Raw genomic sequence first — 21656 nt, 5'->3', positions numbered from 1 at the left:
TGAAGCGGTCACCGCCTGCGTAGTCTCCCGCGAAACAACCCGCGCTCAGCCAAGGGCTCGAACATCTCGTCCGGTCCCTCTGGGTCGAGAAGCTCGTTGTCGGCAAGCCAGGTGAAGGTCGGCCCGAGTTCCGGCAATTCATACTCGCGGAGCGTCTTGCCTGGCTTGCGCAATGCCTCGATGCCCGCGATCAGGCTGCCGTTCTGCTCGACCGCCGCGCTAACATCGTCCAGCTCACAACCCAGGTGCTCGGCCAGCAAGTCATCGCGCAACCGAAGCGCCAGTTCCGCCACCTTTGCCGCGTCGTTATCCCTCGCATCGAGGATCACGTCACATTCCGTGTCGAGCTTCATCGAGCGATTGTTGATGTTGGCGGACCCGATGCGGACCGTGCGATCGTCAACCACCATAATCTTGGCGTGCACATAGATCGGCTCGCCGCCAGCGGTGTACGGGTGATACATTCGAAGGCGGCCATGGGTGTCCAGAGCCCGCAACGCCTTCATCAGCCGCGCCCGGGCGCTGTCCATCGCGATCGGCTGTAACCAGCCTTCGGCCGTTTGCGGGTTGATGATGACGAATTCCGGGCCGTGGGCCTCTTGAAGCCGCCGACCGATCGCCTCCGCAACCCGGCGCGAGGCGAAATACTGGCTTTCTATGTACACGTGCCGGCGCGCATGGGCGATCTGGGACAGGAACAGCTTCTCGATCTCGTCCACCGGTTCCTGGTCGTCCATCACCGGAATCGTTCGCGCAATGCCGATCTGGGCGTCTTCGATGTCTGTGGGCAGATTGTCGGGCCAGCATGAATCGCGGGGTGATGTCGGCGACAGCTGCGTGCCGGTCGCTCGATGCCAACGGTCGCGGCAAAGATCGCCCAGTGCCAACGCCGCCGGGCCTGCAACCGCCGTGGTTGCGTCGTGCCACGGCTTGTACGGGCGACCAGCCGGCGTCCGTCGTCCTGGCTCGCCGTCCCGATGTTTGCGGGTGTCCCAACGCTCGCCCGTCATGTCGATCCCGCCGCAGAAGGCGAAGCAGTCGTCGATCGCCACGATCTTCTGGTGATGCGAGCTGCCGGTCGGGTGATGGGTGTCGAGCTTGGTGTGAATGCGAGGGTGCCGCATCCATTGCAGCATGGTGATCAGGGTCGTGCCCCGGAACAGTGACTTGAACGCGCCCACGTCCCAACGCAACAGGTACAGCTCCAGCCCGGGAGTGCGGTCGACCAGCCAGTACAGGAAGTCGCCGATCTGAGCCGGCTCACCCCGCTCGCGCTCGGTCCGGTTCAATACAATCCGGGCATCGAAATCCCACCCAACCAGCATGATCCGCGAACGGGCCTGAAGCAACGCGACCCGAGCAACTTCGAAGTAGCGATCCGCATCGACGATGACGCTGAAACGGCTGGCATGCTCACGTCGCCACAGCGCCTGTTCGCCCTTGTTCACCATGCCGGTCCCCCTTCTTAGGCGCCGCTGCGGCCCATCTCGGATCGCTTAGCGCCGCGACAGGCGACGTCCAGTACGGGACCGTTACGAATTCTGTCCGCCACACCAGCTTGCGACGGGGCGCTGCCGGGGTCGCCTCCTGGCCAGGACGGCGAAAACAGGCTGCTGAGCGGCGTATCGGAGGCGAGATGCCACAAGACCTGTAGGAAAGGCCGTTCGATGAGCGGATCATGCTCACTCACAATTCCGGCATGACCCGAGGAGTAGGCGTCCGCAACTGTTCGGCACACGATTGCCCCAAAATCGTCGAGGGCTTACAATTTCAGGTCGGCAGCATATCCGGTCAGTTCCAGGTACCCTCTGCCCGTTATGGTGCGAACAGCGCCTTCCCAGTACACGGGCTGTCCGGCCGCACGAGCGTCCACCTCCTGGTCGGAGAACATCGGTTGAAGGGGAAAGCGTCGAACGCCGCCGGGGAGACGGACGCTCAGCATCTGTGCCACCGGATAGAGAGCACCGGTTCGCGCCGAGCGCCACGTCGCCTTTGGCGTGAACGTCACGTCGCCGGGAGCCAAACGTATAACCTGCCCATCAGGTCGGCGGTACGAGCCGCCTGCCCACAGCACCCCTCCGCCTTTGCGGCGGATGCGGAATGCCATCAGCGCGCCGCCATCGTCGAGGTTGAGCCCCGTCCAGTCCCATCCGGATGCGTCAGGGGCGAGGTAGTCGGACGACCACTCGCGGTCGAGCCAGGCCTCTCCGGTCATCCGCTCCGCCTTGCCGGCGCGAGCAACGGTGCCCGCGACCGAAAGGTGCGGAACCGAGTAGTAGTAGCTCGCCTGTTCAGGTTTAGGCCCCTTGCGGCTGTACCCATTCTCGCCCTGGGCAAGCGGCGGCTGAGTGGGTCGAAAGCGAAGGTCGAGGGAGAACTCGCGACCGCTCACCCGGCTCGCGAATCGGCCGTCGGATAGGCGGCGAAAAGTCCAGCCATTCAGCCCCACGGCCGCGGTGCCGGTTGCCGCGCCCGCCAACCCGAAGCCGGTTCGTGCCGCGCGCTCGGCATGAAGGATGCGGCCCAGCGCTGGGTCCGACAGCGCGGCATGGGCGAAGATCACCTGGTGCGGCGCGAAACGGCTCGGGTTGTTCGCGCCGGCATGCGGGTTCACGCGAAAAAAGGTGACCTGAAAGCCGACGTCGCGACCATCCGCGCCCTTTAGCCAGCCGGTTACATACCACCATTCGGTGCGAAACGCGGGGTGCGCGCCATGATCAACCGGGAAGCTGAGGCGGATCCCTGGGCGCACGACGGGGTAGGGTGGAGCGGCGGCGATCCCGGCGACAGCCACGGCGGCGAGGACCGCTCGCATCACCAATCCTCCCGAACAGCCGCGACCGCGTCCGACGCGGTTGCGCGCCGCCCGGCGAGCATCGCTGTCATTGTTGCCGCGCCAACCAGCGCTGCTGTGACGCCGACCATCGTCCCGAACGGCCAGCGCGTGGCCATGGTCCAGTTGAACGACTGCGGGTTGATGACATGGATCAGCACTTGCCCGAGCAGCGCGCCTAGCGCGACGCCCGCAACCGCGCCGATAAGCCCGAGCAGGGCGCCCTCGGTCGCAAGCATCTCGGTTATCTGCCGTCGGGTGAGCCCCAAATGTCGCAGCATGCCGAATTCCTTGCTGCGCGCGATCGTTTGCGCGGACATGGTGGCCGCGACGCCCGCCAGCCCGACCAGGATCGCCACTGCCTCGAGCACATATGTGATCGCGAAACTGCGGTCGAACAATCGTAGCGCGAAACGGCGCAGCGTTGCCGGTTCGGTGACAGCAACCCCGGGCGGCAGCCTTGCCATCAGCGAGCGGCGCACGACGTCAGTTTGGAATCCTGGAGCAACGGTGATCGCCGCTTCGTCGCGCAACTTGTCCCCAGTGAGGCGGGCATAGTCCAAATCGCGTATCACTATCGCACCCTGCTGGCGGGCATAGTCGCGCCAAATCCCGGCAACGCGAAACCGCCTCGAACCGCCGATTGGCAATGCGACGTCGCTGCCCGGCGACCAGCCGTATAGCCATGCCGCAGGTTCCGAAACCCACACCGGCGTGGTGCGTGCGGGCACCGGTGCCTTGTCCAGCAGCACCAGCGACGGATCGCCCGCGTTACTGCTTACCGGCCGCGCGATCAGGATCACCGGCGGGCGGTCCGGTACGATGGTCAGGGGCAGTTGTCGGCTGAATGCGGCCCGGGCAATGCCGGGCGTGGCCGCGATCCGTTGCTGGGCGGCCGGATCAAGGTCGCCGCCGTCCGCACGCATGTACAGGTCCGCGGACAGAACCTGTCCCAGCCAGCTGTCCACGGCGCCACGGAAGCTCGTCACCATGGTGGCCATCGCGATCATCAGGGCGGTGGACGCGACGATGCCGCAGAGCGCTATTGCAGCCTGTCCGGGGGCGCCATGGACATGGCGAAGTGCCAGCAGCCGGGGCGCCGTGCCGAGGTCGCGGTCCTGCCACGGCGACAGCAGCCTCCGAACGAGCCAAGGCACACCGACGACGCCGCCTGCGAGCAGTAGCGCCATGGCGGTGAACCCGAACACCGGGAGACCGTTAATTGCAGGAAGCAGCGCCGCTACACCGCCGCCAAGCAGCAGGAGAAGCGCCGGCCGCCAGGGGACGGGCGCGCGTGGATCAAGGACATCGCCCGCGTTCTTCAGCGCTGCTGCCGGTGCAGCACGAGCCGCAGCGCGCGCTGGCAGGATGCTTCCGAGCAGGGCCGCCGCCAGACCCAACGCAAAAAAGGCCCCAGCAGCTAACGGCTGGAACACGACGCGCGCCGTGCCTCCGGCGAAGTAGCCGCCGCCGAGGTCGCCGCCGAACAGTCGCAGCGCCGCCACTGCCATGGTGTAGCCGACTGCGAGCCCGATCGCCGCGCCGACCACGCCGATGATAGCGCCCTCCAGCGCCACGGCAGCGATGATGCCGCGTTTCGGCAGCCCGAGCGTGCGAACTAGCGCGAAGGCGCGCAATCGTCGGGTCACGGACAATGACTGCGCGGAGAAGACCAGGAACCCTCCCGTGAGCAGCGCCACCAGCGCCAGCATGTCGAGGTTGACCCGATACGCCCGGCTGAGCGCATCGCCCTGCCGCGCCTCCGTCTCTCCCGTCGCCACGACCGCTTCGGCCCCAAGTAGGCGAACCAGTGCCGTATCGGCTGCGGTACGGTCGTCCAGCTTCAGGTCCAGCCTATCGAGCCGGCCGAGCTTTCCGAATGACCATTGCGCCCCGGCGATGTCCATTGCTCCGATCGCCTGCCCGTCGGGCACTCCGGGCAGCGTACCCGCGACAAGGAGGCTGACCGCGCGACGGTTTGCAAGGACCCGGAGCCGCTCGCCGACCCGTGCGCCGGTTGCTGCCAGGGCGGTACGCGACAAAAAGAGCGCGTCGCCGGCGAACACGTCGTCACTGCCCGTATCGGGGCCGCTCGATCGCGCGCCAACCAGGCTCGGCGTCACCGCTGCGGCCCGGATCACGTCGAGGCCGAGAAGCTCGAACCGGGCGCGTCCGGCTTTGGCAGACAAGCGCACAACTGGGCTGGCGTCGGCGACGCCCGGCGCGGTCGCAACCCGCGGGTAGAGCCGCTCGTCGAAGCCGAGTGGGCTTCGTGCGCGGACTTGCAGGTCGGCGGCGCCGTTCACCCCCGTCACCGCCTGCTCGAACGAGGCGAGTGCGGAGCCGTTCACCAGATGAACGGCGAAGCCGAGCGCGACCCCTACGGCGATGGCGACGGCCGTGGCGGCGAAACGGCCCGGGTGCCAGCGCCATTCGCCTGCAACCAGCCAGGCAAGGGCCAGCCTGGACCTAAGCAGCCCAGCCTCAGCCATCGATTGGCGTCAGGCCGCGCGCGGTGAGCATCAGCACCCGATCAGCCACCGCTGCAGTCGCTGCCGAATGGGTGACGATTACTGCGGCCGCCCCGCGGGACTTCACCGCACGCGCAAGCAGGTCGAGAACGCGGCCCGCCGTCTCAGGATCGAGATTGCCGGTCGGCTCGTCGGCCAGGATCACTGCCGGCCGGTGCACCAGCGCCCGCGCGATGGCGACCCGCTGTAATTCGCCGCCGGACAGGTCGCGCGCATAATCACGCCCGCGATCGCCGAGGCCGACCTCCGCCAGCACCACGCCCGCCTGTGCCTTGGCAGCGGCGCTGTCTGGCGAGATCAGCGCAAGCGGCAGCGCCACGTTCTGTTCCAGGGTGAGATAAGGCAGGATGTGGAAAGCCTGGAAGACGAAGCCGATCCGCTCACGTCTGAGCTTGGTGCGTGTCTCATCATTCAGGGGGCCAAGCGCGACGCCTTCGATCCGGATCTCCCCCGCATCGGCGTCGTCCAGCCCGGCCAACATGTTAAGCAGGGTCGACTTGCCAACGCCTGACTCGCCGGTGATCGCGACGAGCTCACCCGGCGTGACGGTTAGCGAAAGGCCGGTGAACAGCTCGCGGTCGATTCCCACCGTCTTGGCCAAGCCGCACGTCTCAATTGCCCGCATGGTCGCTCAACGACCGTGCATGCGCTTCGGTCCGAGCCTGATGTCGTGATCTGAGCAGCGCTGACCGCCATCGTGGCAAGAATGTCGCGGCGGACGCCGGATCGGCACGCACGTATTTTCCCCGTCATGACGGAAGTGCCGCGCAGGCACGATACACCTGCAGCGGACCGGAGGACATGGGTCTCGTCGGCCGTGCGATGCAGGGGGTCGGACATATGCAGAGCAAGATGATCCGCGGATTGACGATCGGCTCGGCGGCAGGAGCGTTGCTGGTCGCGGCTTCCGCCACGGCTCAGACGACGGGCGCCGCACAGGAGGCGGACAGCGCACAGCGTGCGGAGCCGGACAAAGGCCTGGTCGACACGACGGAGCCGCAGGGCGATGACGTCGTGGTGGTGGGTACGGCCGGTGGCGGCACCCGACGCCAGGATGCCGCCTTTGCTGTCACCACGCTCAACAACGATGCGATCGAGCGCGCCGCGCCCAACAGCACGGCCGACCTGCTCCGAACGGTCCCAGGCGTCATGGCGGAAAGTTCAGGCGGCCAGAACGGCGCAAACATCTTTGTGCGCGGCTACCCATCGGGAGGCGACGCGCAGTTCGTCACCTTCCAGTTCGCAGGCACGCCGATTTTCGCGCCGCCGACGCTATCGTTCCTCGAAAACTCGCAGCTGATCCGCCTGGACGAAACGGTGCAGCGCGTGGAGGCGGTGCGCGGCGGCACAGGCGCACTTTTCTCAAACGGCCAGCCCGGCCTGACGGTGAACGTGGTACCGCGGATAGGAGGGTCGGAGTTCAAGGGCTTCGCCAAGGGATCCTACACCGACTACGACGAGATCCGCGGAGACGCCTGGATTTCGGGGCCGCTCGGCGGCGACACCGGCTTCATGGTCGGCGGCTATTACGCCCAGAGCAACGGCATCCGCGATCCGCGCTATCGGGCCGAGAAGGGTGGGCAGATCACCGGCAATATCCACCATGATTTCGACGGCAACAGCTTTGTCGAGGTTTATGCCCGCTACCTCAACGATCGCGGCCAGTGGCTGCTACCGATCCCGGTCGTGTCGAACGACGGCAAGATCAGCGAATACCCCGGCTTCGACGGCGGCAAGGGCACGCTGAACGGGCCGGAGACGCGGCGAACCACCACGCTGGTCGGCCGGGATGTAGATTTGGCGGAAGGGCGCGGGGCCAAGGTGATCAACACCGGCATCACCTTCGACTACGAATTGGCCGAGGGCTTTCGCTTTCGCGAACGGACGAGCTATCTTGGCGGCCACGCCGACACGCTGGGCCTGGTGCCGGTGGCGGCGCCGGTCAGCGCGTCCGCCATGGCGGTGACGTTGGGCGGTGCGGGCTCCACGCTTACCGGGCTCAGCTACGTCAACGGCGGCGGCGCTGTCTCGACCGGCGCGGACACGCAGGTGCTGCGCGCCGGCATCTGGGAAGTGCGCAAGAAGATCTCGTCCTTCGTGTCCGACACCGCGTTGGAATGGAAGGCTGGGCCGAACAAGCTCACCGGCGGCGTGTTCTATACCAATTACACGTCGTATGACGTGTGGGCACTGGGTAATCAGGTGCTGCTGACCGGGACTCCGAACGCGCGGTTGCTCAACCTGACCCTGACCAATGCGGCCGGCACGGCACAACAGGCGACGCTGCGCGGCTTCACCAGCGGCCCGGCGTTCCAGGTGCGTGCGCATTACGATGGCGAAGACACAGCCTTCTACGCGGTCGACGAGCTGGAGATCACGCCGGAGCTGAGGGTCGATGGCGGGGTCCGGTACCAGCGGCACAGCGTCGACGCGACGCTTCAAACCTCGGGGCCCACCGTCAACCTCGATGGCAACGTCAACACGCTGTACGACAACGCCGTCACCTTGTTCGGCAGTCCGCGAACGATTCGCTACCGCGATAACGCGTGGTCATGGACGGCAGGCGCGAACTACGACTTTACCCGATCACTTGGCGTTTACGTCCGCTACAGCCGCGGCAATAGCTTCCCGCAGTTCGACAATCTGCGCGAAGCATCGGCCACCAACATCGCGAACAAGACGGGCCTGGCACAACGAGCCGAGGTCGACACCTATGAAGCGGGGTTGAAGCTTTCGACCCAGATCGCGAACCTGTACGCTACCGTATTCCACAACAAGTTCGACGGGCTGGCGACCACCACGCTGATCGACAACGTGCCGGTCAGTTCCAATGGCGGCGCCAAGGCGACGGGCGTCGAGGTGGAGGGCGCGCTGCGGCCATTCGCGGGCTTCAGCCTGACCGCGGCGGGCACCTGGCTCGACGCGACGTACCGGGGCTTCTTCACCGGCAACGGCACGATCGACAACACCGGCAACCGCGTCCAGCGTCAGCCCAAATGGATGTGGCGGGTGACGCCCGCCTATGAACTGCCGGTCGGCGGCCTGCGTCCCTCGCTGTTCGCGACGCTGCAATATACCGGGAACCGCTTCTCCGACCCTGAGAACCTGCAAACGCTGCCGCACTTCTACCAGCTGGATGCCGGCGTGTCGGTCGATATCGGAGAGCGACTGCGGCTCCAGGTCACCGGCAACAACCTGACCGATAAGCTCGGCCTGACGGAGGGCAATCCGCGGATCATCGGCGGGCAGGGGTCGGGTCCGATCCTAGCGCGTCCCATCCTCGGGCGCTCCTTCCGGTTCAGCGCCGCGGTGAATTTCTGATCGCATGGACCGACGTGATGTTCTGAGGGGGATGGCGGGGGCGGCGGCGGTGTCTGTCGCCTCTGCGTCCATGGCGCAGGGCGGCGCGAAGCGTCGCAACGTCCTGCTGCTCGTTTCCGACGACCAGGGGCTCGACCTCGGCTGTTACGGTGTGCCCATTCGAACGCCCCGGATCGACGCACTGGCGCGCGCCGGCACTCGCTTTACGCAAGGGTTCGCAGCGGTGTCGTCGTGCAGCCCGAGCCGGGCGGTGATCAATACCGGCCTCTACACTCACCAGAACGGGATGTACGGGCTCCAGCACGACGTCCATCACCAGTCGTTGCTACCCGGCATCGAGACGCTGCCCTCGCTGCTGCGCCGCGCAGGCTATGCGACGGCGCTGGTCGGCAAGAAGCATGTCGGGCCGGACAGCGCCTTTCCCTACGAGGTCGAGCTGGTGCCCGAGCGATCGGGCATCCGCGACGTGCGAGAGCTGGCGATCGCGGCATCCAGCTTCATCCGGTCGAGCGATGATCGGCCGTTCTTTGTGACGGTTGCGTATAGCGACCCGCATCGCGCGGCGGTGGACTATGGCAACGACCGTCCATGGCCCGGCGTGAAGCCGGTCGCTTATGATCCCCGTCGTGTCGCTATCCCCTCGCACCTGCCGGACCTGCCCGCGGTCAGGCAGGACCTTGCCGACTATTACGAGTCGTTGAGCCGCCTGGATGCGGGCGTCGGCATGATCCTGGACGACCTCGCCGATATTGGCCGCGACGCCGAGACCCTGGTGATCTTCCTCAGCGACAACGGCCGACCGTTTCCGGGCGCCAAGACCAACCTGTACGATCCTGGGTTGCACCTGCCGCTGATCATTCGCGCGGCCGGCATAGGCGGAGCGGTGAACGACGCCTTGGTAAGCTGGACCGACATTACGCCGACCGTGCTCGACTGGACGGGCGTGGCGCCTCCCGCTGCCTATCGGCTCTCGGGCAAGTCGCTGCTCCCGATCATGGGAAAGAGCGGCGACCCGAGCCGCGATGCGGTGTTCGCGAGCCACGACTTTCACGAGATCAATCAGTATTATCCGATGCGGGCCATCCGCACCCGCACGCACAGCTATATTCTCAATCTCGCCTGGCAACTGCCGTACCCGATCGCGGGCGACGTTGCAGGATCACCATCATGGAAGGCGATCAGCGCGGACCCAGCTATTCGGCTCGGGCGTCGGACCCAGGCGGCGTATCTTCAGCGGCCCGCGGAAGAGCTCTATGATCTCACGCGCGATCCGGACGAGCTAGTGAACGTCGCGGCCGATCCGGCGCTTGCGACGATCAAGGCCGAACTCGCGGAACGGCTGCGAGCGACCCGTGCTGCAACCAAGGATCCGTGGCTGGCCGGGCAAACCGACCCTTATTCCCACATGGGCCAGCATCAGTGACTGTTGATCGCCGGGGCGTGCTCCTGGCCGGCACAGGCGGTGCTTTCGGCCTTTACAGCTGGGCGGCCGGAGCAGCGGCGCCCGCACCGAAGCGGTTAAAGCTCAGGCGTAGACACGGCGTGCGGCCGAAGAACATTCTGGTCGTGCTGACCGACGACCACCGGTACGACGCAATGGGGTTCATGAAGGCGCAAAGCTTTGGCGACACGCCAACGCTCGATCGGCTGGCGCGCGAGGGCGTCCACTTCCGCAACGCTTTCGTGACAACAGCACTTTGCTCGCCCAGCCGCGCATCGATCTTCACCGGCCTGTATGCACACCAGCACCGCGTGGTGGACAACAACCACCCGATCCCGCCCGGCCTGATCTATTACCCAGAATATCTTCGCGCCGCCGGATATGAGACCGCGCTCATCGGCAAGTGGCACATGGGCGTGGAGACCGACACGCCGCAGCCGGGGTTCGATCGCTGGGTCAGTTTCAAAGGGCAGGGGGACTACTTGCCCGGCCCGAACGGGCTCAACGTCGATGGCGCCAAGGTTCCGCAAAGGGGCTACATAACCGACGAACTCACCGATTATGCGCTCGACTGGATCGGGAAACGATCGGGCAAGCGGCCGTGGATGCTGCACCTGGCGCACAAGGCGGTGCATTCCGAGTTCATTCCGGCCGAACGGCACAAGGGCCGCTACACCAACCAGACCTTCCGGTATCCCGATAGCATGAGGCCCAAGGTGCCAGGCCGGCCGATGTGGGTGGAGAACCAACGTAATAGTTGGCACGGCGTCGGCTATCCGTACCACGGTACGCTGGACGTGGGTGATTATTACAAGCGGTACATGGAAACCCTGCTCGCGGTCGACGAAGGGCTGGCGCGGATCATGGACCTGCTGGCCAGGCGCGGCGAACTCGACGACACGCTGATCCTCTACATGGGCGACAACGGCTTCATGTTTGGCGAACATGGCCTGATCGACAAGCGCGCGGCATATGAGGAGTCGATGCGCGTGCCGATGCTGATGCGCTGCCCATCGCTTTTCGGGCCGGGAGAGGTCAGCCAGGTCGTCGCCAACATCGACGTGGCGCCGACGATGCTCGCCGCCGCCGGCTTGGTGGCGCCAGATGGGTTAGCGGGCGCTGATATGCTGCCATTGGCGCGTGGCGAAGAAGCACCTTGGCGCACCGAATTGATCTATGAATATTATTGGGAGCGCAACTTCCCGCAGACGCCAACCGTGCATGCGCTCCGTGAGGACAGGTACAAGTATGTCCACTTTCACGGCATCTGGGACGTGGACGAGTTGTATGACCTCGCTACCGACCCGAACGAAAACAATAACCTTCTCGCGCGCCCTGGGCATGAAGAGTTGGCCGAACGAATGAGTGCCAAGCTATTCCGCTTGCTGGAAGAAACCGGCGGCATGCAGATCCCGCTCAGCGCAGACGCTGGCGAGCGCAATGAGTTACGCGATCCAAAGGGGCCGGCGCAGGCACCGTTTCCGCCGCGCTTCTTTCGTCCGCCGGGGACATAACACACCCTCCTGCCAGGGCACCGCTGCACGCCTGACCAACAGCGCGGGCTGGGACGTAAGCGGCCGGCGGAGTGAGCCGGACATGGGCACACCGGCGGACTTTGGCGGCGTGGTCCGGCCGGACTTTCGCGCTGTTTCTTTAATGACCACTATCGTCGCGACCGGCGTAGTAGCGGCGCTCAGAGCGTGGTGGCCAAGGTGGACAACGGTGCTGTCCGGCCGTTCTGCTAAGTGCACTCAGCCGATATACCTTCTGCGCAGACGTAAGGTACCGACGCCACCATTGCTCATGAGATCGAGCTAGCCATGCGGCGGATCGCCAGGGTTGGGGCTGATGCGTCGTATGTACGTTGACGCCACCGCCGAAAACGTGGCAGTTGGCCGACACATCGCATGCGGACCGTGACCGGGATTGTAGACCGGGAGCCGCAGGCGGCCAAAACAGCGCTGAGCCGTTGTTCAGCGGGTGTAGCTCAATGGTAGAGCAGAAGCTTCCCAAGCTTACGACGAGGGTTCGATTCCCTTCACCCGCTCCAGGTTCGGCTTACCTCGGCCGCTCAGGCCAAGCGGCCTCTATAAACGGAATGCGTGTCGTGTTCCTTCGCACTTGCGGAACGTCGTTTCGTGTGCAAGTTATTAGGCGATACTTGGGAGTGCTTCGATGAAGATCGTTAACATGTTTGCGGCTGCTGCCGCCCTTTCGCTTGCCGCCGCTCCTGCCCTCGCAGCGCCGGCTAATCCCGCTGCTAGCCTGTCGGTTGCGAAGTCGGTTCGCGCCAGCAGCGTCAAGGGCAAGGACCAGCTTGCTGGTGGCGGCCTGATCGTTGCCCTGATCGCGGCGGCTGCCGTGGTTGTCGGAATTGTGGTCGTTGCCGACAACGATGATAACAGCGACAGCAACTAATCGTTTGATCAGCTTGAGGTTGCGAAAGGGGGCCGCCAGGCCCCCTTTTTTTGTGCTATCGACGTGTGCGTCAACGTTTGGGCCGGTCAGCCGGGTTCGTCTGGTCCCGCTTGGTACACTGCTAAAGCCTGGCGGCGTGTGTAGACGATCTCCACCGGGCGGCGGCCTGGCTGGAGCTCACCCAAGCGGGCGCTGAGATCTTCGTTTGTGAGCGGGGCAGGCTTTTCGCACTTTACGTATAGTGTGGAACGTCGGCGCTAATGCCAAGTTGAGTGATCGGTTCCGGAGGCAGCATGTCCGCACAGATCAGCTACATTATCAATTCCCGTTACATGAAGTGTGGCAAAGCTCCTGCCGTTCACGCTGTTGCGGAATTGGCAGCGTGACCGGGGCCGCTGTCCGAAACAACGAGGCCGAGCAGCGCTATGAATTGCCGGTCGACGGTGATGTCGCCATTGCCGCGTACGAGCTGGCCAGTGACCGAGTGGTGTTCACTCACACAGTCGTGCCGGAGCGTCTCGAAGGGCAGGGGATCGGCAGCCGCCTGATCGCAGCAGCCCTGTCCGATGTGCGCAAGCGCGGATTGCGGGTCGTACCGCAATGCCCGTTCGTTGCGGCTTATATCGAACGACATCCCGAGGAGCGCGACCTACTCGGCTGATTGACCTGCTCAGCTGCGATAATCAGCGTTGATCGATATGTAGCCGTGCGTCAGGTCGCAGGTCCACGCCGTTGCGCGACCATCGCCCAGGCCAATGTCGACACCGATCTCGATCTCCTGTCCGCGAAGGTGCTTGGCCACCGGTGCCTCGTCATAGTCCGGCACTGCTAGTCCGTCGCGGGCGACCTGTGTCGCGCCGAATCGAATGGCTAGCCGGTCGCGCTCCGCTGGTTCGCCGGCCTTGCCGACGGCCATTACCACACGGCCCCAATTGGCATCGCCGCCGGCGATGGCCGTCTTGACGAGGGGCGAGTTGGCGATGCTCATCGCGATCCGGTGCGCCGACCGGTCGCTCTCAGCTCCTTGGACGTCGACCTGGATGAACTTGGTCGCTCCCTCCCCATCGCGGACCACTAGATGCGCAAGCTGGAGGCAAAGGTCGGAGAGCGCGGCCCGGAACGCATCGGCGCCGGCGTCTTCGTCTGCCGTGATTGTAGCATTGCCGGCTGCACCCGTGGCGAAGGCAAGCACCGTGTCGCTAGTAGAGGTATCGCTATCCACCGTAATGCGGGAAAAGCTGGCCTCATTCGCGGCGGTCAGCGCCCGTTGGAGGTAAGCTGGCTCGATCGCCGCGTCCGTGAAGACGAAGCCGAGCATCGTCGCCATGTCCGGAGCGATCATTCCCGAACCCTTGATGATCCCGACCAGCGTAATCGTTTTCCCGTCCACGATGGCGCGTGTCACCGCTGCCTTGGGGAAGGTGTCGGTTGTGCCAATCGCGTCGGTGGCGGCGCGCCAATCGCATGGTTGAGCCGTAAAGGCCGCGTCCAACCCGGCTTCCGCCTTGTCGATCGGCAACGGTACGCCGATCACGCCGGTCGACGCGACGAACACGTCTGACGGCTGGCAGCCGAGGTGTCCGGCGGCGCGCGCGGCAATTGCTTCAACAGCGGCGCGCCCGCGATCACCGGTGAAAGCGTTCGAGTTGCCGGCATTGACCACCAGCGCGCGCGCTTGCCCCAGAACCAAGGCCTTGCGGCACCATTCCACCTCGGGCGAGGGGCAGCGGCTCTGCGTCGTGACGCCCGCGACCGACGTGCCCGGGGCCAGTTCCGCAAAGGTCAGGTCGCAACGATCCCATTCCTTGTAACGCGCCCGCGCCACGCGGAGGGTGACACCCTCGATCGCCGGGAGTTCGGGGAAGGCTTGAGCAAGGGGCGAGGTGTTCATACGGTTCCCATAATCCCGGCAGACACGGTGGCAATCGGCGTGTCGCGTGGTTGAATACCGATCGGCGACAGGGCTGCGGCCCATTGCGCAGGTTCGGAACGTGAGAAGGCGTCGCCATCCCTTCGATGGTGGTGGACTGACGCGCCTCAGCTTCCTATGTCCACGAACAGGCCGCCGATGAATCTTCTTCTCCTCCTGTCTGCCTTCCTGACCGCGCTCACCGGCGCGATCACTGGCGTGCGGCCGGCGCAGACTGCCGCAGCGCAGGAGCAGGTGGTTAGTGCCGCCCGTGTGCTGAAGGCATATGCCGAAACAAAGGTGGCAAGGCCCGCACAGGGGTGGCCTGGACTCAGCCTGTTGCCGACCTCCGCGGAGCGGCCCTTTGCTCCGCTCGCTACTGTACCCGCGTTTGGACAGCGCCGCCGCGAATAGCGACTGACGCTATGCTGTCCTGCCGGCCGCTTGTCGGCACTGGTCTATTTTCGCGGGCATCCCATGCCTGCCGCTCATCCATATAGGAATTCAGCCATGCTCGGTGGCCTCGCCAAATCGTTCTTCGGGTCTTCCAACGACCGGTACGTCAAGTCGCTCAACCCGTTGCTCGCCAAGATCGCCTTGTTCGAGCCGTCGCTGCAGGCGATGGACGACGCGACGCTTGCCAATCAGACCGTGCTGTTCCGTGAGCGGCTGGCGAACGGGGAGAAGCTCGACAACCTGCTGCCCGAGGCGTTCGCCACGGTGCGGGAGGCGGCTAGTCGGGTACTTGGCCAGCGCCACTACGACGTGCAGATGGTCGGCGGTATCGTGCTTCACCGAGGCGAGATCGCAGAAATGCGGACGGGCGAGGGCAAGACCCTTGTCGCCACGCTTGCGACCTACCTCAACGCGCTGCCGGGCGATGGCGTCCACGTCATTACTGTCAACGACTACCTCGCCAGCCGCGACGCAGAGTGGATGGGGCAGGTGTACCGCTTCCTGGGCCTTTCGGTCGGTGTGATCGTGCCGAACCTTACGGACCAGCAGCGCCGCGACGCCTATACCGCCGACATCACCTACGGCACGAACAACGAGTTCGGCTTCGACTATCTGCGCGACAACATGAAGTATGCGCGCGCCCAGATGGTGCAGCGTCCGTTCGCGATGGCGATCGTCGACGAGGTCGACTCCGTCCTGATCGACGAGGCGCGTACGCCGCTGATCATCTCAGGCCCGACCGATGACAAGTCCGACCTGTACATGAGCGTCGATGCGATCGTGAAACAGCTCGTCCCCGACGACTACGAGAAGGATGAAAAGCAGCGCTCGATCATCCTGACGGAGGATGGCACCGAGCGGGCCGAGCGGCTGCTGGAGGCCGCCGGGCTGCTACAGGGCGCGAACCTGTATGATTTCGAGAACACGCAGGTGGTGCACCATCTGAACCAGGCGCTGCGCGCGAACCAGATGTTCAAGCGCGACACCGATTACATCGTCAAGGATGGCAAGGTCATCATCATCGACGAGTTCACCGGCCGCATGATGGACGGGCGTCGTTGGTCGGAAGGTCTGCATCAGGCGGTGGAGGCCAAGGAGGGCGTGAACATCGAGCCCGAGAACCAGACCATGGCCTCGATCACCTTCCAGAACTATTTCCGCATGTATCCCAAGCTCAGCGGGATGACGGGCACCGCGGCGACGGAAGCGGCCGAGTTCTACGACATCTACAAGATGAACGTTGTCACCATCCCGACGAACCGGCCCATTAACCGCGTCGACGAAGAGGACGAGTTCTACAAGAACACACAGGACAAGTTCCGCGCGATCGCCAAGAAGATCCGTGAGCATGCCATGAAGGGGCAGCCGGTCCTGGTCGGCACCGTGTCGATCGAAAAGTCCGAGCTGCTGTCCGAGTTCCTGACGCAGGAGGGCGTGGACCACAAGGTGTTGAACGCGCGCTATCACGAGATGGAGGCGCACATTGTCGCGCAGGCCGGTCGCGTCGGTGCCGTGACGATCGCAACCAACATGGCTGGCCGAGGCACTGACATTCAGCTGGGCGGCAACGTCGAGTTCCGCATGTTGGACGAGCACCCTGAGTTGACGGCCGGCACCCCCGAATATGAGGAGCAGGCTGAGACGATCCGAAAGGAGATCGCTGCGGAAAAGGAAGCCGTGCTCGCGGCAGGTGGCCTGTTCGTGCTCGGCACCGAGCGGCACGAGAGCCGGCGCATCGACAACCAGTTGCGCGGCCGTTCGGGACGTCAGGGCGACCCGGGCCTGAGCCGGTTCTACCTGTCCCTTGACGACGACCTGCTGCGCATCTTCGGCCCGGACACGCTGTTCGCCAAGATGATGCGCAACAACATCGAGGACGGCGAGGCAATCGGCTCCAAGTGGCTGACCAAGGCGATCGAGACCGCGCAGAAGAAGGTCGAGGCGCGCAACTACGACATCCGCAAGCAGGTCGTCGAGTATGACGACGTGATGAATGATCAGCGCAAGGTCATCTACGAACAGCGCGCCGACATCATGGACTCCGAAACGGTCGGCGAGATGGTGGAGGACATGCGTCGTGAGACGGTGAACGAAATCGTCGGCGCGGCATGCCCCCCGGGTTCGTATCCGGAGCAATGGGACGTGCAGGGCATGAAGGCCGGCTTGAGCGAGCAGCTAGGGCTCGACCTGCCCGTGGAAGAATGGCTCCAGGAAGACGCGATCGACCCCGAAGTGGTTGAGGAACGTGTTGAGCAGGCGGCTGACGCACTGGTTGCGGAAAAGCAGGCTCAGCTTGATCCTGAAACCTGGACTTCGGTCGAGAAGTCGATCCTGCTCCAGAACCTGGACCATCACTGGAAGGAGCATCTGGCGACGCTCGATGCGCTGCGCCAGGTCGTGCACCTTCGCGCCTATGCGCAGAAGACGCCAATCAACGAGTACAAGCAGGAGGCGTTCAGCCTGTTTCAGCGCATGCTGGATCAGATCCGCCAGGATGTGACGCGCACCATCGCCTACGCGCAATTCCAGCTGGAGCCGCCGCCCTCGCTGCCCGATTTGCCTGACTTCATCACCAGCCACTTCGATCCGTTCACGGGGGATGACGATACCCGTGACATCGATGCTGGCTCGCTGGGCCTGATCCAGACCCAGATGCCGCCCTTGCAGATCGTCAGGCCGGAGGCGCCCGAACTGGGCGACGATCCTGCTTCCTGGGAGGGGCAGGTGAACCGCAATGCGCCGTGCCCGTGCGGGTCGGGGCGTAAGTACAAGCACTGCCACGGGGCGGTTGCCTGAACGAGGTAGCCAGCTGATACGAAAAGGGCCGGGCTCCCCGACGGGAACCCGGCCCTTTCAACGTCAGTCCAGGCCAATTTAGCGGCGGCGATTGCGCTCCTGACCGGGCAACACGACGCTTGGCCCGATCGTCTCGACGACACGGCGTGCGTCGAAAGCGCGCAGGTTGTCGCGCGGGATCGGCCCCTTGCGCATCACGATCTCGGCATTTGCCTCGAACCGGTCGACGGTCTGAATGTCGAAGTCATTGAAGCCGCCAAAGCCGCCACCATACCATGGGCTCCAGCCCAGGCCGCCAAACCCGCGACGATAGCCGAAGCCGCCGAAGCCACGGCCATAATAGCGCCAGGACGGACCCCAATAGCCACCAAGGCCACCATAGCCCCAGCCACCGCCGAAGCCGGGCGTGGCATAGGTGCGGCTCTGACGATCGGTGTCCCGATCGGCCATGACGAAATAGTCATAGCCCTGCTGCAGCGTCAGTTCGGCGGCGCGGAAGAACAGGTACCGTTCGACGGTGTCGCGCGACGTTGACGAGTTGCCGGCGAAGCTGACCAGGAAACGGCCCGGCTCGACCTGCCGCTCGCTAAAACCGGTACGGTAGAAGCCCTGACCGGTAGCAGGGCGGTAGGTGGTTTCGGTCGCACAGCCCGCGACCAGGAGCGCGCTCGACGCGAGCGCGCCGAGGACGACCTTGCGTCCCAACGAGAAAGACATGGATACGATCTCCATTCGCGGCGGAAGCGGCGAACTGCCGCACCATGCCGTACGGAATAAGAACGTGCGATGAACAACTTGGCTCCGTTCCCGCACGGCTCATCGTGTTGAAGAAGTGCCGATGAGATTGACCGCAATCTCACGGCGATGCGGCCGGCGGCGATGCTCAAACAGGAAGATGCCCTGCCACGTCCCGAGAACTGGCCGTCCGTCGGCAACAGGGATCGACAACTGCACGGCGGTCAAGGCGGCACGCAAATGGGCGGGCATATCGTCTGGACCCTCATCGTCATGTTCGTAGTCGCGCGACTCGGGCGCGATGCGGGCGAAGTAGCGTTCCAGGTCCCGTCGGGCGGCAGGCGCCGCGTTTTCCTGGATCAGCAACGATGCCGAGGTATGACGCAGAAACAGGGTCAGGAGGCCGACATCGATGCCTTGGCGGTCTACCCAATCCAGAACCTGATCGGTGACCTCATGCATGCCCTGGCCGGGCGTATCGACGTGGAGAATAGTGCTGGCTTGTTCCATGCCACCTCAACGGTGTTGCGGCGTGCTTGGCTCCAGCCAATATCACATGGTCGGGCCGGGTCGCTGCAAGAGCGACCCGGACCCTTTCAGTAGATGACCACGTCCATAGAGACCCCCGCCTCGTTACCTCACCCTCTCCTGGATGAACGGTCATGATGCTCCCGGGAAAGTTAATGCGCAATTACTGAGCTTGCGGGTACTGGCCGACGGGTTAGGCTCAGGCATGTTCAAGCTTCTGCACAAGGCCGCATGGCCAATCACGGTAGTGGTCCCGCTGACAATGGCTTCCGCCTCTGTTGCGCAGACCGTAGCTGACGACGCGAAGTGCCTTTTGGTCAGCAACACCTATGCGCGCACGTCGACGACTCAGGAAGCTCGCGTGATCGCAGGCTCGACCGCAGCATTCTATCTGGGACGGATCGACGGCCGGGTATCGCCGACGGCATTGAAGGCCGCTTTGGCCGCGCAGCAAAAGCTGCTGACTGCGGCAAACGGGCCTGCGATCATGAAGGCGTGCACGGAACGGCTGGGGCAGGTCGAACGCAGCGTGAGCGCGATGGCGCTTCCTGCCAATCCCCCGGCCCGGTCCCGCGGCGAGCGATGACGTTCGTGCTGCGCGCAGCAGCATATCAGGCGCGCTTATAGAAGGTGATGATCCGGCAATTATTCAGCGCCAATGCCGCCGGCAGCTTGCGACCAAGCGCAGCGCCGGTGGCTCCCTGAGTAGGATTCGAACCTACGGCCGCTCGATTAACAGTCGAGAGCTCTACCGCTGAGCTATCAGGGAATAGCCGGTGGAGGCGGCTCTATACCCGCCGATTTTCGCGATGCAACCCCTGAATGCGACGGAAGCGAGAACCGGCCATCCCGGAGCCGTTCAGGCGATGAACTGTTCCATCGTGATCCGGTCATCGAGCGCGTATTCGGGGTCGAACAACAGCGTCAGTTCACGTGCCCGGTCCATGCAGATGTCGACCTGACGCACGTCCCGAACCTCGAACTGGTCCGCCACCGCGGACACGGGCCGCTTGCCCGCATCAAGAACCCGGATCCCGATCCGCGCCTTGTCCGGCAGGATGGCACCTCGCCAGCGTCGTGGGCGGAACGGACTGATCGGCGTCAGGGCTAGCATGCCCGATCCGAGCGGCAGGATAGGCCCTTGTGCGGACAGGTTATAGGCTGTCGATCCAGCGGGCGTGGCCACCAGAGCGCCGTCACAGGCGAGCTCTGGCATGACCACACGATCATTGACGGTGATCTCCAGATTGGCGGTCTGGCGAGTTTCGCGCAGCAACGACACCTCGTTGATCGCAGCGCGCTGATGAACCCTGCCGTCGATGCCGGTCGCCGTCATGCTGAGGGGGGTGACCACAAACGGCTTGGCGCGGGTGAGCCGCTCGTCCAGCCCATGACGACGCCATTCGTTCATCAGGAAGCCCACCGTGCCCAGGTTCATGCCGAACACGGGAACAGCGGGACGACGGCGTTCGAGCATGGTGTGCAGCGTTTGCAGCATGAAGCCGTCGCCGCCCAATGCCACGATCAAATCGGGATCGTCGTCGGGCGAGACCCAGTCCCATGCATCCGCAATCTCGGCCGCGGCGGTCTGGGCAGCGGGCGTGGGCGAGGCAACAAGCGCCCTCCGCTCAAACCGGCTCATCCGCCGGTGACGCTCATGTGCCGCGCCACGGCTGGGGCTTCGTTGGACCCGATCCGGAAGTCGTGGGCTCGTGGCTTGCTCAGCAACGCCGCATCGACGGCCGCGTCAAGCGCCGCAACCCCGCCGGATCGCAACGCTGACTTCAAATCAACCTGATCGTCATGGCCAAGACACGTATAAAGCTTGCCATCGGTGGTCAGACGCACGCGATTGCAGCCATCGCAGAAATTCGCCGTGAGCGGGGAGATGAGGCCCAAGCGCGTGTTCGTACCCTCGACCCGCCAATAGCGCGCTGGGCCGCCCGTGCGGTGGCTGTCGCGGACCAGCGGAAACTCGGCTGAGAGGGCATCAAAGACGCGGGTCAGCGGTACGAACCGGTCAACACGGTCTTCGTCTATCGCACCAAGTGGCATGGTTTCGATCAGCGACAGATCGAGCCCCTCGTCGATGCACCATTGCAGCAGCGACGGTATCTCAGCCTCATTCAGGCCTGCCAGCGCAACGGTGTTGATCTTCACTCGCAGGCCGGCGTCGCGTGCCGCGAGTATTCCCTGCACCACCTGACCGACATCGCCGTGCCGCGTGATGAAACGGAAATTGGCGGGGTCGCGGCTGTCCAGGCTGACATTGACCCGCTTCATCCCGGCCGCAACCAGGCGCCCGGCATGGGCGGCGAGGCGTGTGCCGTTGGTGGTCATCGTCAGCTCGTCCAGCCCGTGGCCGACATGGCTTCCCAGACGATCAACCAATTCGCCAACGTCACGCCGGACCAGCGGTTCGCCCCCGGACAACCGAATCTTTGATACCCCGCGAGCGATGAAGCGCTCGGCAATGATGGCGATTTCTTCAAGCTGGAGCAAAGCCGAGCGGGGCAGGAACGTCATCTGCTCGGCCATGCAGTAGCGGCAGCGCAGGTCGCAGCGGTCGGTGACGGAGATCCGCAGGTAACGAATCGTGCGCCCGTGCGAATCGACCAGCTGCCGCCGGTCGGAAAGGATAGGGGCGCTGATCATGGTCACGAGCTAAGACCTGGACGCTTGGCGAAC

The 21656-nt window shown here is 64.5% G+C and carries 17 protein-coding genes and 2 tRNA genes; 9 read left to right on the top strand and 10 right to left on the bottom strand.

Features of this window, described 5'->3' with window-relative positions:
* Positions 1–8 precede the first annotated feature (8 nt).
* The 4 genes from FHS94_RS03450 to FHS94_RS03435 form a co-directional block, all read right to left on the bottom strand.
* A complete protein-coding gene (locus tag FHS94_RS03450; RefSeq protein ID WP_184054705.1) occupies positions 9–1451 on the bottom strand; it encodes a phospholipase D-like domain-containing protein in 1443 nt (480 codons plus the stop codon).
* A 311-nt stretch (positions 1452–1762) separates the two neighbouring features.
* Positions 1763–2815, bottom strand: coding sequence for a lipocalin-like domain-containing protein (locus FHS94_RS03445; protein WP_184054703.1), 1053 nt, complete (start codon positions 2813–2815; stop codon positions 1763–1765).
* Entirely contained in the window at positions 2815–5325 is a 2511-nt protein-coding gene (locus FHS94_RS03440; protein ID WP_184054701.1) for an ABC transporter permease, read from the bottom strand. Before FHS94_RS03440 ends, FHS94_RS03445 begins: the two co-directional genes overlap by 1 nt.
* Positions 5318–5965 carry an ABC transporter ATP-binding protein gene (locus tag FHS94_RS03435; protein ID WP_246348335.1) on the bottom strand — a complete coding sequence of 216 codons (648 nt, stop codon included), beginning with the start codon at positions 5963–5965 and terminating at the stop codon, positions 5318–5320. The genes FHS94_RS03440 and FHS94_RS03435 overlap by 8 nt, the downstream gene beginning before the upstream one ends.
* 251 nt (positions 5966–6216) lie before the next feature.
* Between FHS94_RS03435 and FHS94_RS03430 the strand changes: the two genes are divergently transcribed.
* From FHS94_RS03430 to FHS94_RS19335, 6 genes are all read left to right on the top strand, one after another.
* On the top strand, positions 6217–8685 hold the full coding sequence (locus FHS94_RS03430) for a TonB-dependent receptor (protein ID WP_184054697.1): 2469 nt from the start codon (positions 6217–6219) through the stop codon (positions 8683–8685).
* Positions 8686–8689: 4 nt separating this feature from the next.
* Positions 8690–10108, top strand: coding sequence for a sulfatase-like hydrolase/transferase (locus FHS94_RS03425; protein ID WP_184054695.1), 1419 nt, complete (start codon positions 8690–8692; stop codon positions 10106–10108).
* 119 nt (positions 10109–10227) lie between these two features.
* Positions 10228–11640: a sulfatase family protein gene (locus FHS94_RS03420; protein ID WP_221234523.1), complete on the top strand. Its 1413-nt coding sequence runs from the start codon at positions 10228–10230 to the stop codon at positions 11638–11640.
* Positions 11641–12102: 462 nt separating this feature from the next.
* Positions 12103–12176: transfer RNA gene (locus FHS94_RS03415), tRNA-Gly, on the top strand.
* A gap of 125 nt (positions 12177–12301) precedes the next feature.
* On the top strand, positions 12302–12544 hold the full coding sequence (locus FHS94_RS03410) for a hypothetical protein (protein ID WP_184054693.1): 243 nt from the start codon (positions 12302–12304) through the stop codon (positions 12542–12544).
* A gap of 382 nt (positions 12545–12926) precedes the next feature.
* Positions 12927–13205 (top strand): N-acetyltransferase, encoded by a 279-nt coding sequence (locus tag FHS94_RS19335; protein WP_184054690.1) that lies wholly within the window; start codon positions 12927–12929, stop codon positions 13203–13205.
* 9 nt (positions 13206–13214) lie between these two features.
* Here FHS94_RS19335 and argJ read toward each other — a convergent pair whose 3' ends face one another.
* On the bottom strand, positions 13215–14435 hold the full coding sequence (gene argJ, locus FHS94_RS03400) for a bifunctional glutamate N-acetyltransferase/amino-acid acetyltransferase ArgJ (RefSeq protein ID WP_184054688.1): 1221 nt from the start codon (positions 14433–14435) through the stop codon (positions 13215–13217).
* A gap of 177 nt (positions 14436–14612) precedes the next feature.
* On the opposite strand from argJ, the gene FHS94_RS03395 reads away from it, so the two are divergent.
* Together FHS94_RS03395 and secA are read left to right on the top strand one after the other, a co-directional pair.
* The gene (locus FHS94_RS03395; protein WP_184054686.1) at positions 14613–14867 is read left to right on the top strand and encodes a hypothetical protein; all 255 of its coding nucleotides are present in this window, start codon (positions 14613–14615) and stop codon (positions 14865–14867) included.
* A gap of 96 nt (positions 14868–14963) precedes the next feature.
* Positions 14964–17705, top strand: a complete 2742-nt coding sequence (gene secA, locus FHS94_RS03390) for a preprotein translocase subunit SecA (RefSeq protein WP_184054684.1) — start codon at positions 14964–14966, stop codon at positions 17703–17705.
* A gap of 78 nt (positions 17706–17783) precedes the next feature.
* Here the strand turns inward: secA and FHS94_RS03385 are convergent, their stop codons facing one another.
* Complete coding sequence (locus tag FHS94_RS03385) at positions 17784–18422, bottom strand: CC0125/CC1285 family lipoprotein (RefSeq protein WP_184054682.1); 639 nt, start codon at positions 18420–18422, stop codon at positions 17784–17786.
* A gap of 99 nt (positions 18423–18521) precedes the next feature.
* Positions 18522–18950 (bottom strand): secondary thiamine-phosphate synthase enzyme YjbQ, encoded by a 429-nt coding sequence (locus FHS94_RS03380; RefSeq protein ID WP_184054680.1) that lies wholly within the window; start codon positions 18948–18950, stop codon positions 18522–18524.
* A 223-nt stretch (positions 18951–19173) separates the two neighbouring features.
* Here FHS94_RS03380 and FHS94_RS03375 point away from each other — a divergent pair, with 223 nt between their 5' ends.
* Complete coding sequence (locus FHS94_RS03375; protein ID WP_184054678.1) at positions 19174–19554, top strand: hypothetical protein; 381 nt, start codon at positions 19174–19176, stop codon at positions 19552–19554.
* A gap of 108 nt (positions 19555–19662) precedes the next feature.
* Here the strand turns inward: FHS94_RS03375 and FHS94_RS03370 are convergent.
* The 3 genes from FHS94_RS03370 to moaA form a co-directional block, all read right to left on the bottom strand.
* A tRNA-Asn gene (locus FHS94_RS03370) sits at positions 19663–19737 on the bottom strand.
* Between the two features lie 90 nt (positions 19738–19827).
* Positions 19828–20610 (bottom strand): NAD kinase, encoded by a 783-nt coding sequence (locus tag FHS94_RS03365; RefSeq protein WP_184054676.1) that lies wholly within the window; start codon positions 20608–20610, stop codon positions 19828–19830.
* Positions 20607–21623 carry a GTP 3',8-cyclase MoaA gene (moaA, locus tag FHS94_RS03360; RefSeq protein WP_184054674.1) on the bottom strand — a complete coding sequence of 339 codons (1017 nt, stop codon included), beginning with the start codon at positions 21621–21623 and terminating at the stop codon, positions 20607–20609. The genes FHS94_RS03365 and moaA overlap by 4 nt, the downstream gene beginning before the upstream one ends.
* Between the last annotated feature and the right edge of the window lie 33 nt (positions 21624–21656).

Origin of the sequence: Sphingomonas aerophila, assembly GCF_014199305.1 — a bacterium.
GTDB lineage: Bacteria > Pseudomonadota > Alphaproteobacteria > Sphingomonadales > Sphingomonadaceae > Sphingomonas > Sphingomonas aerophila.
Note: the sequence above shows the minus strand (reverse complement) of the source record. Positions and strands in the feature narration are given on the sequence as shown.

Coding starts and splice junctions, on each gene's coding strand:
- FHS94_RS03450 (WP_184054705.1), bottom strand. CDS start 1,451: ATGGTGAACAAGGGCGAACAGGCGCTGTGGCGACGTGAGCATGCCAGC.
- FHS94_RS03445 (WP_184054703.1), bottom strand. CDS start 2,815: ATGCGAGCGGTCCTCGCCGCCGTGGCTGTCGCCGGGATCGCCGCCGCT.
- FHS94_RS03440 (WP_184054701.1), bottom strand. CDS start 5,325: ATGGCTGAGGCTGGGCTGCTTAGGTCCAGGCTGGCCCTTGCCTGGCTG.
- FHS94_RS03430 (WP_184054697.1), top strand. CDS start 6,217: ATGATCCGCGGATTGACGATCGGCTCGGCGGCAGGAGCGTTGCTGGTC.
- FHS94_RS03425 (WP_184054695.1), top strand. CDS start 8,690: ATGGACCGACGTGATGTTCTGAGGGGGATGGCGGGGGCGGCGGCGGTG.
- FHS94_RS03410 (WP_184054693.1), top strand. CDS start 12,302: ATGAAGATCGTTAACATGTTTGCGGCTGCTGCCGCCCTTTCGCTTGCC.
- argJ (WP_184054688.1), bottom strand. CDS start 14,435: ATGAACACCTCGCCCCTTGCTCAAGCCTTCCCCGAACTCCCGGCGATC.
- FHS94_RS03395 (WP_184054686.1), top strand. CDS start 14,613: ATGAATCTTCTTCTCCTCCTGTCTGCCTTCCTGACCGCGCTCACCGGC.
- secA (WP_184054684.1), top strand. CDS start 14,964: ATGCTCGGTGGCCTCGCCAAATCGTTCTTCGGGTCTTCCAACGACCGG.
- FHS94_RS03385 (WP_184054682.1), bottom strand. CDS start 18,422: ATGTCTTTCTCGTTGGGACGCAAGGTCGTCCTCGGCGCGCTCGCGTCG.
- FHS94_RS03380 (WP_184054680.1), bottom strand. CDS start 18,950: ATGGAACAAGCCAGCACTATTCTCCACGTCGATACGCCCGGCCAGGGC.
- FHS94_RS03375 (WP_184054678.1), top strand. CDS start 19,174: ATGTTCAAGCTTCTGCACAAGGCCGCATGGCCAATCACGGTAGTGGTC.
- FHS94_RS03365 (WP_184054676.1), bottom strand. CDS start 20,610: ATGAGCCGGTTTGAGCGGAGGGCGCTTGTTGCCTCGCCCACGCCCGCT.
- moaA (WP_184054674.1), bottom strand. CDS start 21,623: ATGATCAGCGCCCCTATCCTTTCCGACCGGCGGCAGCTGGTCGATTCG.